We start from the raw sequence: 12,670 nt of genomic DNA, 5'->3' as shown, positions 1-12,670 counted from the left end.
ACGTGTACCCGTTTGAGAGAAATTCACGATTAAAGAAGGCTGTCGGCGTCATAGAATCGTCACAAAACCGAAACGCTCCCGTCAAAGAGGAACGTCAAAATCCATTCTCCGTAGGACTGCCGACGAGGGAGAGACTTCCCCCCGTCGTCTTTCGTGCAGACCACCATCCCCCATCTGGAGAAACGATTCCATGTCCATTTCTCGACGTGAATTTGCGAAGTCCGCGCTCGCCGCGGCCCTTTGGTCCTGCGGTGTCGGCGTGTCGCTGCCGGCGCTCGCCGCGGACGGCCGCGCCATCGTCTACAACGCGCCCGCGGAGTGGGCCGGTTGGGGCGCGATGCTGCAGTTGATCAAGAAGGAAACGGGCATCTCCGTGCCGGTGGACAACAAGAATTCCGGCCAGTCCGTCTCGCAGATCCTCGCCGAACAGAAGAACCCGGTGGCGGACGCCTGCTACCTCGGCGTCTCCTTCGCGATCAACGCGAAGAACCAGGGCCTCGTCGAAAACTACAAGGGCGAAGGCTGGAACCGCGTTCCCGACGGTTTGAAGGACCCGGACGGCGCCTGGGTGTCGATCCACGCGGGGACCATCGGCCTGATGGTCAACGTCGAGGCGCTCGACGGCCTTCCCGTCCCGAAGAGTTGGAATGACCTCCTTGACCCGAAGTACGAGGGGCTCGTGGGCTTCCTTGATCCTTCGTCCGCCTTCGTCGGCTACGCCTGCGCGATGGCGGTCAACCAGGCGATGGGCGGGAGCCTCGACAACTTCCAGCCCGCGCTCGACTACTTCAAGAAACTTCGCGACAACAGCCCGATCGTCCCGAAGCAGACCGCCTACGCGCGCTGCCTCTCGGGCGAGATTCCCATCCTCTTCGACTACGACTTCGCCGCCTACCGCGCGAAGCACGTCGACGGCGCGCCGATCGAGTTCGTGATCCCGGCGGAAGGCACGATCCAGGTGCCCTACGTGATGTGCTTGGTGAAGAACGCCCCGCACATGGAAAACGGCAAGGCCGTGATCGACTTCGTGCTCTCGGAAAAGGGCCAGAAGCACTGGGCCGACAACTTCCTGCGTCCCGTCGTGGGCGAACTCGAAAAGATCGCGCCGGAGGCCGCGGCGAAGTTCCTGCCGGCATCGGAATACGCCCGCGCGGGGAGCATCGACTACGGCCGCATGGCGGAAGTCCAGCAGGCCTTCGGCGAAGCGTACCTGCTCGCGATGAAGAGCTGAGTCCTTCGGGATTCAGCAGAAGAGGCCGCCTGAGGTTTCATGCCGGGCGGCCCCGCCGCAGGGAGGCATGAGCACCCCTGCGGACGACTCCCGCAGGCGTGAAGGCCGCCGCTCCGAAGGGGTGTCCCGAGGACGCATTCCTCCGGAAACCCCGGCGATCTTCACGTGCCCTTGAAGCAGACCTGCGGTTCACCTCCAACCGAGAACCTGAGAACTCATGAAACGCGGCTCCTTAGCGTTCATCCTGCCGACTTTGGTCGTGCTTCTCGCCTTCTTCGTGCTTCCGATCATCCGGCTTCTGCCCGCATCGGTCTCCGCCAACGAAGGCCTCATGCTCTACGCCGAGATCATCACGAATCCGCGGTACGCGTCGAGCATGATCTCCACCATCGTGCTCTCCGTCGTCGTCACCGCGGCGAGCGTGCTCCTCGGAACCTTCACGGGGCTCTTTCTTGAAAAGAACGACTTCCCCGGCAGGAACGCCGTCGTGAGTCTGATGACGCTCCCGCTCTCCTTTCCGGGCGTCGTGGTGGGCTTCATGATCATCATGTTGGGCGGCCGAAACGGCCTGCTCGGGATGGCGACGCAGTCGGCCGGACTCGGGAAATTGGTCTTCGCCTACGGGATGGCGGGGCTCTTCGCCGGCTACGTGTACTTTTCGATCCCCCGCGTCGTCACGACCGTGATGGCGGCCGCAAAAAAGATCAACCCCATGTACGAAGAAGCCGCCCGCACGCTGGGAGCCGGCTCCTGGCGGATCCTTTTGGACGTGACGCTGCCCGCCCTCACGCCCGCGTTGGTCTCGACCGGCGCGATCTGCTTCGCGACCTCGATGGGCGCCTTCGGCACGGCCTTCACGCTCGCCACCGACATCAACGTCCTCCCGATCACGATCTACACCGAATTCACGCTCTCCGCCAACATCGCCGCCGCCTCGATGCTCTCCGTCGTGCTGGGCGCGATCACGTGGGTGATGCTCCTGATCGCGCGCCGCTGGAGCGCGCGCGACGTCTGAGGAGAAGGCCATGAAGACGAAGAAGAAACTCCATTGGACCCCGGTCACGATCGCGCAGGCGGTCGTCACCGGCCTGACGCTCCTCTTTCTTTTGGCGCCCGTCGTGCAGATGGTGCTGACGGCCTTCATGAAGAACGCCTTCCGCGGCCCCAAGGCCGGGTGGACGACGGACTGGATCTCGAAGGTGCTGGAGCTCTACGGCGACACGATCATCCGAAGCCTCGGGATCGCGTTCGGGACGCTCGTGATCACGATCCTGATCGGCGTCCCCTGCGCCTGGGTGCTCGTGCGCGAAGAGCGCCGCCGTTGGGCGGGCCTTCTCGAAGAAGCGCTCATTCTGCCCCTCTCGATTCCGGGCCTCGCGATCGGTCTCGGCATCCTTCTGATCTGGGGCGGCTGGGGCGAATTCCGCCAGAGCAACCTCTTCATCCTGTGCGGGCACGTGATGTTCTGTCTCCCCTTCATGGTGCGAAGCGTCGTCGCGGTGCTCCGCGTCGAGCCGATCGCGGCGTACGAAGAAGCCTCGGCCACGCTCGGGGCGTCCCCCTTCACGACCTTCATGCGCGTGGTGGTGCCGGTGGCGATGCCGGGGATCATCGCGGGCGGGCTGATGGTGACGACCGTCTCCCTGGGCGAATTCAACATCAGCTGGATGCTCCAGACCCCGGACACGCGCACGCTTCCCGTCGGGATGGCGGACGCCTACGCGTCGATGCGCCTCGAAGTGGGGAGCGCGTACACGTTCCTCTTCCTCGTCATTCTGGTGCCGCTCCTCACCCTCATGCAGAGCCTCCCTGAGCGGATCCGCCGCCGGATGGCGGAAAAGCGGAGCAAGTAAGGCTTCCGCGGCCCGCATGACCAGCGCACGACGACATACGACAGACGACTGAACCGAATTCACAGAGAACGACATGACCGAATCCGTTGCGATCGAACTCCGGAACATCTCCAAGCACTACGGCGACACGTTGGTGCTCCAACCCTTCACGCTCACCTTGGAAGGCGGCTGCCGCACGGTGCTCCTCGGGCCCTCGGGCTGCGGGAAGACGACGCTCCTTCGCATCATCGCGGGGTTGGAGACGCCCGACGACGGCGGGCGACTCATCATCGGCGGCGAAGACATGACGGACGTCCCGGCGGAGAAGCGCCGGATCGGCTTCATGTTTCAGGCCTACGCGCTGTTCCCGCACATGACCGTGGCGGAAAACGTCGGCTACGGGCTTCGCGTGCGCGGGACGCCCAAAGAAGAGATCAACCGCGTCGTCGACAAGATGCTGGCGCTCGTGAACCTCGAGAAGTACAAGGACCGGAACGTCCTCGCGCTCTCAGGCGGGCAGCGTCAGCGCGTGGCGTTGGCCCGCGCGCTCGCCATCAAGCCGAAGATCCTCCTTCTCGACGAACCGCTTTCGGCCTTGGACGCCCAGATCCGCCACAAGGTCCGCGAGGAGCTGGCCGTGATCCTCAAAGAGCTCGGCATCACCGCCGTGATCGTGACGCACGACCAGGACGAGGCGATGGTGCTGGGCGACCAGATCGTCGTGATGGAGGGCGGCCGCATCCATCAGGCCGCGTCCCCGACGGAAGTCTGGCAGTCGCCCGCGACGGGCTTCGTGGCGGGGTTCGTCGGCGGCTCCAACAAGATCCGCGCGCGGGTGGCGGAGGGTGCCCTCAATTGGCTCGGGACGACGACGCCGGTTTCTTCGCTCACCAGCATCAACCGCGAACGCGCGGAGGCCGCTCAAACCCGGCGGAGCGGGCAGGGCGAAGAGCACAACGCCGAACTCTACTTCCGCCCGGACGACGCGCGTTTGTCGTCCGCCGCGGATGCGGCGGGACCGGAGGTGACGGTGAAGGACGTCCACTTCATGGGGAACTTCGTGCGCGTGACCGCCGTCACCGCGACGGGCGGGCTCGTCAAGGTGAACCTCCCCGAGGCGGACGCGTCGGTCGTCTCCGGCGCGAAGATGAAGCTCATCGTCGAGCCCGGGGACATGCTGGTCTTCGCGCGCCCCGAAGCCTGAAGCCTGACCCCTGAACCCTGAACACTTGAGCCGATTCCATAGAGACAGAAACCCACACGACGAGGACCGCCCCATGTGCACCGTTTTGCAGCTCTCCGACCTTCACGTCGAACCCGCGGGCGTTTTGGCCTACGGGCAGGAAGACACCGCAGGGAAGCTCCCCGTCGTGGCGGGACACGCGTTGGAGCTCGCCAAGGACGTGGGCGCCGACGTCGTGGTCGTGACAGGGGACATTGCCTGCGACGGCAACGAAACCGCCTACCGTCAGGTGGCGGATGCCTTCTCGATCTTCGACGCCGCAGGGATCCCCGTGCGCTTCCTTCCCGGGAACCACGACCGGCGCGAACCCATGCGGCGGATCCTCGCCGGGTACTTCGGCGACTTCTGGAGCGGCGACCGGCTGGACCAGACGGTCCGGGTGGGCGGCGTCAGGCTCTTCCTTTTGGATACGCTCCAGCCCGGCAGACATTGGGGCGCGATCCCCGAGACCGTTCTGGAGCGGCTTGCGGACGAACTCTCGGACCCTGCGCCCGCGATGGTCTTCACGCACCACACGCCCCTGACCTGCGGGATGGGCGTGATGGACGAGGATTTCGGGAACCGCGAGGCGTTCCTCAAGGTCCTCGCCGCGCGCCCCGACGTGCGTTTGGCGACCGGCCACATGCACCGTGCGATCCTGCAGACGACGGGTGCGAACGTCGTCGTGACGGCGCCTTCCGCCGCGCTCGCGATTCCGGTGGGGTTCACGGCGAGCGCGGGCGACTGCTTCCGGCTGGAGCCCGCCGGTTGGGCGCTCCATCAGTGGCGGGAGGGTGCCTGGAACACCTTCCTCGGGCACTTCGCCATGGAGGCGAGCTACGCGGGGCCGTTCCCGTTCGCCGGGGCGGTGAATCCGGAAGACTGAGGCGGAGGCTGTCGACGGCAACAGACGGCGGCACGGTTGGAGGAGAATGTTGGAGAACAACATGCCCGTGGAGCACGCCATGAACCGAAACACGGTCAACTTCCAGATCGACGAAGACCTCAAGCGTCGTTTCGAGGACGTTTGTGAAGCCGCTGGTCTCTCGATCCAGGAGGCCTGCATGCGGTTTGCCGAAGCTTCGGTCCGGTTGAATCGGATCCCGTTTGAGGCATCCGGCCACGGTTCCGATGCCGCAGAGAAGACGGTCACTGCGGAAGCGCCGCTCGCCTACGCCGCCACCGCCGACTATTTCGAAAAGGACGGCGTGCCGCTCCGCTTCGATACGAAGCTCTGGTTCCGCCGCCCGGTCGAAGGCATTGAGCCCGTGTGCGTCGGGGCCGTCGTGGGCCTCAACCCTGGTTCGTCCGAGGCAACCGGCCGGGGTGTCGAAGGAACGGTGGACGCAACGATTGGCCGGGTTTTGACCGCCTTCGTCGACGCGTTCACCGAGAAGGGCGAACCGATCCCGGTGAACGCCTTTGTCCGGATGCTGAATCTCTTTTACGTGCGCACGAAAAACTCTGGCGAGGCGCTCCGGATGTTGGCGGAACAGCCCGAGATCGCGTCGGGAGACTTCCGAGATCCGGCCGAGAAGGCGACCTATCCGTTCCTTTGGTGCGCCTGGACGGCAAGCACGCCCGCACGCCTGGTCGAAGCCTTCGGAGCCGCACGCACGGAAGCGTGCGTTTGGCTGGGTGCCGACCGCACGGCGAAGCATGGCGACCCGTCGAGCATGGCCCGGGCCGACGTGCGGCATCCGCTCTTCAAGAGGCGGACGGAGCTCTGCGCCGTCGTCCGGACAATGCTCGAGCGGGGATCCTGAACCTCTTTCAAGCAGGATGTCCTGCCCGTCTTCTCGCGGCAACGTGGGGAAGTGACCGGATCGTGACCGTTTTTGACGGCCGGTCGCCTGCCGGTGCCCGGTCCGGCATCACCCCGCAAGTCCCAACCTTTCCCGAAGGGTTTCCTCACGGTCCGCCGAATTGCGGTTGTCTTTGCGTTATTCCGTTTGTGAATAACGGCGAATGAAGCGTGGGCGGACTCCTTCTTCACGCCAACTTCTTCCGTCACACGCCGTTTCCGGTCGGTTTCTTGCGGAAAAGGATCCCCAAATGGTATGATGATGGTTGCGCGCGCGGCCTAGGGCAAGCCCCGAATCCTTTCCCCGATTCGGCTCTACGCCAAGGGAACTAATCCCAAAAACCGCGCTGAAATCAACCGAATGAGAACCATTCGCGATAAAATACGACCTCACTTCCGGCGGAACGGGCCAGGGGTCCACGGCGCCGGGAGAACTCTAAAGGGATTGAAAAAAATGAACGAAACGACCAAGTACGGCCTCTTCTTCGTGGGCGGTGTTCTCGTGGGTGCTCTGGGCGCCGTGGCGCTCACGCGCGGCAAGCTCGACGTCAAGCCCCTCGCGACGGACCTTCTGTCGTCGGGCATTGATCTGAAGGACAAGCTCATGGCCGGCGTCGACGGCGTCCGTGAAGACCTCGCCGACGTGATGGCCGAAGCGGAAGTCAAGGCGCAGGAACGCCGCGCCGCCAAGGAAGCCGAAGCGGCCGCGGCGGAAGCGGAAGTCGTCGCCGAAGCCGAACCGAAGCCCGCCGTCTGATTCTTCGCACCGTACCGTTTCGTGGGGCCGCTGAAGCTGTGCTTGAGCGGCCCGATGTTGCGCTGAACCCGAGAAACCGAAGCCGCGGCGCCTGCCCGTAGAGGGGAGGCACGCGGCTTTTCGAGGACCTCATTCACCCATGCAGTTTGACCTGATTCACGAAGTCGGCAACCGCACGCGCTGGCGCACCAAGGTGCCCATGACGCTCGCGAGCGCCGCGATCATCGCGGACGACCTCGAGCGCATCGAGGGCGTCACGGGGCTCACCGTCAATCCGCGCACCGGGAGCGTCGTCGCGACCGTCGCGGACATGCGCGCGCGGGTGCGGCTCGAAGCCGCGCTGAAGCGCTACCGGACGGAACCTCCCGTACGCCGCCACCGCGCGGCTGCGGCGCAGGCCGCCGCGGTGCGCGCCGCGGGCGAGATCCGTGCGCGGAAGGCGCGTCCCTGCGCCGCCGCGAAGGAAATCGCGTCGGGCGTGGAGGGTTTCGTCGCCGACATGCCGATTCTGGAAGTTTGGCGCCGCGTGAAGGATGCGGTCTTCTCGAAGGCGACCGGCCGCGGTGCCGGTGTCGGCGCCGGCGTTCCCGCGGTGGCGGGTGCCGCCGCTGGTGTGGGTGTCGGTGCCGGCCGCAAGAGCTTCATCGGCCGGATGCTCACGATCCCGGTGTCCTCCACCGACCAGGACGGGATCGACTTCGGCCCCTTGGCGCGCTTCGTCTTCCTGCGTCCCTTCCTGCCGATGGGCGTGAACCAGATCAACGCGATTCTGGGGAGCATACCGCTCATCGCCGAAGGCGTGAAGGCGCTTTTGAAAGGCAAGTTGAACGTCTCGGTCCTTGACGCCGCCGCGCTCACCGTGTCGCTCTTTCGCCGCGACTTCAAGACGGCGGGTCTTCTCGTCGTGCTCCTCGGCTTGGGTGAAATGCTCGAGAACTTCACGAGGAAGCGCAGCATGGCGAGCCTCGCCGACGAGCTGGCGCTTCGCGTCGACACCGTCTGGGTGCGCGCCGAAGACGGCCGGATGCTGACGAAGTCGCTCAAGGACGTCACCGAAGCCGACCGCGTCGTCGTGCGTGCGGGTTCTGCGATTCCCGTGGACGGCGTCGTCCTCGCGGGCGAAGGCGAAGTGAACCAGGCCTCGATGACCGGCGAGGCGCTCCCCGTGCGCAGGAGCCAGGGCGGCTCCGTCTTCGCGGGGACCGTTTTGGAAGCGGGTGAAATCGACGTGCGTCCCACCGGCGTGGGCGACGGCACGCGCCTCTCGCAGATCGTCGATTTCATCGAAAAGAGCGAAAAGGCGAAGGCCGGAATCCAGGGGAAGGCCGAACGCTGGGCCGACCGCATCGTGCCCGCGCACTTCATCCTGGCGGGCCTGGTCTACGCCTTCACGCGCGACGTCAACCGTGCGGCGTCGGTCCTCATGGTCGACTTCTCGTGTGCGTTGCGCCTCGCGACGCCGCTCGCGATTCTGACCGCCATGAAATCGGGCACGCACGAGGGCGTGATCGTGAAGGGTGGCCGCTACTTGGAAGCCTTGTCCGAAGTCGATACCGTCGTCTTCGACAAGACGGGGACGTTGACGGAGAGTGCGCCCAAATTGAAGCGCGTCGTGTCGCTCGACGAATCCTTCCCCGAAGACGAAGTGCTCCGCTTGGCCGCGTGCTTGGAAGAACACTTTCCCCATCCGGTCGGCCGCGCCGTTGTGCGCGCCGCGGACGAGCAGGGGATCGCGCACCACGACGAAACCCACGACACGGAAATCGAATACGTGGTCGCGCACGGGATCGCGAGTTCCGTGGACGGGATGCGCGTCGTCCTCGGGTCCCGCCACTTCGTTCTGGAGGACGAAGGCGTCGACGTCGCACCTGCGACGGGGATCCGCGAGGAGCTCGCGCAGGACGGTCTCTCGATCCTCTACCTCGCCGTGGGCGGTCGCCTGATCGGTCTCCTCGGGATCGAGGACCCGATCCGCGACGAAGCCGCCGAAACCATTGCGGAACTCCGCATGCTCGGCATCCGCCGCATCGTGATGTTGACGGGCGACGACCAGAAGACCGCGGCCGCCGTGGCGGCGCGCCTCGGGATCGAGGAATTCCGCGCGGGGATCCTCCCGCACGAGAAGGCCGAAACGGTCGCGGCCCTGAAGGCGAACGGCCACAAGGTGCTGATGGTGGGCGACGGCGTGAACGACAGCCCGGCGCTCTCGTCCGCGGACGTGGGCGTGACGTTGAAGGACGGCGCCGACATCGCCCGCGAAGTCGCGGACGTCGTGCTGGCCGGGAACGACCTCAGGAAGCTCTGCGACGCGATCCGCCTGGGCCGCGCCGCCATGCGCCGGATCCGTCAGAATTTCGGGATCTCGGTGGGCCTGAACGGCGTCTTCTTGGCGGGCGGCTTGACCGGTCTCCTCATGCCGGCCCTGGGCGCGCTCCTTCACAACGGCACCACGATCGGCGTGTGCTTGAACGCCATGCGCGACCCCCACGCCAAGGGGATCGACATCGACCGCGCGGTCGAAAACGCGGTGCACGCGTTGGAGAAGGTCCGCGACGTCGTGGGCTTGGCCGAAGACGGCCGGGGCCACGCCGCGCAGGGCGCGGACGCCGGCCGCGGACGCGCTCTGGCCGGACAAGGCGGACATGGCGGTCACGGCGCTCACGGCGGCATCCCGCTCCTTGCGAACGCCTGACGCCGAAGCGCGATAATCGAAGGGGCTGCGGCCCCTTCCTCACCATTTTTCCCATCGTTGAGGCGGGTTCCCTTTTCCCCATCTGAGCCCGTCCCGAAGACCTCAGTCAAAAGGAAGAACAATCATGGAACCCATCACCGCAGACACGCTTCTTCAGGGCGTCAGGAGCTTTTGCCCCGGGCGCTTGCGGCTTCGTCTGCCGCTCCTTCGCGGCGCGTCGGACGAATTCGTCGGGATGATCCGCGACGCGCTGACCGCGAAGGAAGGCGTCACGGGCGTCGACGTCAACCCCCGCGTCGGGAGCCTGCTCCTCACGTGGGATCCGGCGGTGCTCACGCTCGAACCCCAGGCTTTGGCTGAAGAAGCCGCCGGGATGCTCGAGATGGCCCGCATGATGGGGTACTTCGACGAGAAGGACGAGTCCTGCGAAGAGAAGTGCTGCGCCTGCGAGGGCGCATGCGCCGAAGGTGCCGGTTCGGAATGCGCCTGCGGTTGCGGGGCGGAGAAGAAGGCCTGCACCTGCGGCTGTCAGGAGTTCGTCGACACCGCCAAGGTCGCGCTCGACCGAGCCCAGGCGGGGTTTGAACGCGTCGCGGACGCGCCGCTTCAGGCCTTGGCCCGCGTGATCGCGCCCGACGTCACGAAGGGCGCCCGCGCGAAGCGCGTCGCGCAGAACCGCCTGATGCTGGGCCTCTTGGCCGTCTCGATCGCGGTGCTCGCCACCGGCCGTGCCAAGGGCGCCCACACCGGGTTCGGCGCCGGGTTCCTCGGTCTTTTGGCCGTGCACCTCCTGCAGCACCGCCGCGTGCTCTGAGCGCGGGAACACTCCGACGGGTGAACTGAAGCGGGGCCGGAGGTGAGCCTCCGGCCGCACGCCGCCCGGCACATGAGAAGCGCCTTCTGCGGTAGGCTTCGGGTCAAGACGATGAACCGAACGCCCGCCGGGAGGCGCTTTTCCTCATGAATCAAACGATCCGAACCTTTGCGCTCGTCGCCGCGGGGCTTTTGGCCGCCGCGCTCTTTCTCTTCGCGCTCTCGCTCGCCCTCGGGATGGCGCTTTTGGGCGTCATCGCGCTCTTTGCGGCCTGGGCGGCGTCGCCCGAGGACACCAAGGCCTTCCTGAAGACCGCCCGGGGGATGGTCGACGGCTGGGTCGCCGCCATTGTGAAGATGGTGGAGGACGCCGGTGGCCTCATGCGCGAGGTGCTCTCGCGTTGGGACGGGAAGGCGGCTGCGGAACCTCAGCCCGGGGAGGCTGCGGGGAAGGCGCAGGTCGTGGAGGCCGAAGAGAGCGCCGAAGCTCCGGCGAGGGGGCCGAAGGCCTGACTGCCCGCTCCGGCAGGCGCTCAGGAGCACCCCTCAGCCATTCACGTCGATGGGTGGGGTGTTCGCTTCGGCATGCGTCGTGGTTCGTCATTCGTCGGATTGATCGATGAAGATGAATGGGGCATGATGGGGCATCGCACCCCTGGAGCCCCTCATGAACATTCCCTCTGGCGAATCCCTGACCGTCTCATTCATCTCAGACCGTCGCGACGGCCTTTCCGCCGACCTTTCCGACGGCCCTTCCGACGACCGGTTCGACTCCAAGGTCGTCGACGCGGTCGTGGGCATGGCGAATGCCGACGGCGGTCTCATCTTTCTGGGCGTCTCGGACGACGGAACGCCTGAAGGCCTGAGCGATCCGACAAGCCGATGGTTGAAGGCCGAGGCCGCGCGGGCGGTGATCTTCGAAAAGACCCATCCGAGCGTTTCGGTCGGCTGGGAAAAGCAGACTCTGCCGGGCGGGTGCGCCGTCGTTGTCATCAAGGTCGCGAAGTCGCTTCACCCCGTCGCCTGCATCGACGGGCGCGTGCTGAAGCGCCGGCTCCGGCGGGACGGTATGCCTGAGAACCGTCCCGTCTTCCCGGGTGAGTACGCGACGGAACTCACCTTCCGTGAACCCGTCGACTTTTCAACGAGGATCGTCACGAGCCGCACCTGCGCCGACCTCTCCGACGTGGAGCGCGAACGCCTGCGCGAACCCATCAGGGCCGGCGGCGACAAGACGCTCCTGGATCTGTCGGATGAGGATTTCGACAAGGCGATGGGTTTCGTGCGGCCGGATCCCGTCGACAAGGTCCTCATGCCGACGTTCTGCGGCCTCCTCATGATCGGCAAATCCGAGGCGCTTCAACGGGTGCTCCCGACCGCCGCGGCAACCTTCCAGGTTTTTGAGGGGACCAGGCTCATCCGGTCGGTCGACATGTCGCTCCCCATCGCGGCCTCGTTCGAGTTGCTGATGCTCCACTTCCGGGCGCACAACAAGGAGTTGGAGCAGGTCTTCAACGGCCAGCGTTTCGTCATCGAGACTTTTTCGGAGAAGGCGTTCCGCGAGACATTGGTGAACGCATTCGCCCACAGGGGCTACGCGCTCCCCGGGCGCGTCTTGGTCCGGATGTGGGAGAACCGGCTCACGGTGACGAGCCCGGGCGGGTTCCTGAAGGGAATCACCGCGTCGAACCTGATCGACGCCGTCCCGCAGGGGCGCAATCCCGCGCTGGCGCTCGCCATGAAGCGGGCGGGCTTGGCCGAAAGCTCAGGGCGCGGCATGGACGTCATCTTGTCTGAAAGCATGCGCTTCGGACGGCTCTGGGCCGACTACGCGCAAACGACCGACGAACAGGTCATCGTGGAGTTCCTGAAGAACAAGGAGGATTTTGAGTTCTTCCGGATCATCAACCGCTATGAGAAGGTGTTGGGCAGAGGGATCTCTGTCGTCGGCATGATGATCCTCGCCGCCATCCGCGCGGAGCGCGTTGCGCCGACGCTCGACCAAATCGTCGGGACGCTGCCTTCGTCGATCGCTCGGGAGCGCATCCGGATGGAGCTCGGCCAGCTCGAAGCGGACGACGTCGTCACGGTGAGCGGCGATCCCGCCGATCCCAACTACGGCATCCGGGGGCTCCAAGGGCGGCTTCCCGAAACCCCGTCCGGGCCGGGCGCGACGATTTGGGCGGTTTAAACCGGCGGCGACTTCGAACCGTACGTTCGGGATGTGATGGCCGCGCCGATGTGGAACAGCCGCGTGCACACGGTACGGGAAGAGATTCCGGCGTTCTTTCGAGACCGCGGACAAGCCTCGACGGCGGA

11 protein-coding genes are annotated in these 12,670 nt (G+C 65.7%); all 11 read left to right on the top strand.

Annotation, left to right across the window (positions count from 1 at the left end):
* Window positions 1–190: 190 nt before the first annotated feature.
* The 11 genes from HMPREF9440_RS01005 (at window position 191) to HMPREF9440_RS00950 (ending at window position 12,542) form a co-directional block, all read left to right on the top strand.
* A complete protein-coding gene (locus HMPREF9440_RS01005) occupies window positions 191–1,231 on the top strand; it encodes an extracellular solute-binding protein (RefSeq protein WP_008540624.1) in 1,041 nt (346 codons plus the stop codon).
* Window positions 1,232–1,448: 217 nt separating this feature from the next.
* Window positions 1,449–2,246, top strand: a complete 798-nt coding sequence (locus HMPREF9440_RS01000; RefSeq protein ID WP_008540618.1) for an ABC transporter permease — start codon at window positions 1,449–1,451, stop codon at window positions 2,244–2,246.
* Window positions 2,247–2,256: 10 nt separating this feature from the next.
* The gene (locus tag HMPREF9440_RS00995) at window positions 2,257–3,084 is read left to right on the top strand and encodes an ABC transporter permease (RefSeq protein WP_008540617.1); all 828 of its coding nucleotides are present in this window, start codon (window positions 2,257–2,259) and stop codon (window positions 3,082–3,084) included.
* 73 nt (window positions 3,085–3,157) lie between these two features.
* Complete coding sequence (locus tag HMPREF9440_RS00990; protein WP_008540616.1) at window positions 3,158–4,267, top strand: ABC transporter ATP-binding protein; 1,110 nt, start codon at window positions 3,158–3,160, stop codon at window positions 4,265–4,267.
* A 73-nt stretch (window positions 4,268–4,340) separates the two neighbouring features.
* Complete coding sequence (locus tag HMPREF9440_RS00985) at window positions 4,341–5,171, top strand: metallophosphoesterase (protein WP_008540615.1); 831 nt, start codon at window positions 4,341–4,343, stop codon at window positions 5,169–5,171.
* Window positions 5,172–5,217: 46 nt separating this feature from the next.
* Entirely contained in the window at window positions 5,218–6,051 is an 834-nt protein-coding gene (locus HMPREF9440_RS00980; protein WP_008540614.1) for a type II toxin-antitoxin system RelB/DinJ family antitoxin, read from the top strand.
* Window positions 6,052–6,543: 492 nt separating this feature from the next.
* Window positions 6,544–6,846, top strand: coding sequence for a DUF6110 family protein (locus tag HMPREF9440_RS00975; protein ID WP_008540612.1), 303 nt, complete (start codon window positions 6,544–6,546; stop codon window positions 6,844–6,846).
* A gap of 139 nt (window positions 6,847–6,985) precedes the next feature.
* A complete protein-coding gene (locus HMPREF9440_RS00970; protein WP_008540611.1) occupies window positions 6,986–9,538 on the top strand; it encodes a heavy metal translocating P-type ATPase in 2,553 nt (850 codons plus the stop codon).
* 124 nt (window positions 9,539–9,662) lie between these two features.
* Complete coding sequence (locus tag HMPREF9440_RS00965) at window positions 9,663–10,352, top strand: hypothetical protein (protein ID WP_008540609.1); 690 nt, start codon at window positions 9,663–9,665, stop codon at window positions 10,350–10,352.
* 146 nt (window positions 10,353–10,498) lie between these two features.
* The gene (locus tag HMPREF9440_RS10330) at window positions 10,499–10,864 is read left to right on the top strand and encodes a metal-sensitive transcriptional regulator (protein WP_008540608.1); all 366 of its coding nucleotides are present in this window, start codon (window positions 10,499–10,501) and stop codon (window positions 10,862–10,864) included.
* Between the two features lie 154 nt (window positions 10,865–11,018).
* Entirely contained in the window at window positions 11,019–12,542 is a 1,524-nt protein-coding gene (locus tag HMPREF9440_RS00950) for an ATP-binding protein (RefSeq protein ID WP_008540606.1), read from the top strand.
* Window positions 12,543–12,670 lie beyond the last annotated feature (128 nt).

It is taken from the genome of Sutterella parvirubra YIT 11816 (assembly GCF_000250875.1).
GTDB lineage: Bacteria > Pseudomonadota > Gammaproteobacteria > Burkholderiales > Burkholderiaceae_F > Sutterella > Sutterella parvirubra.
Note: the sequence above shows the minus strand (reverse complement) of the source record. Positions and strands in the feature narration are given on the sequence as shown.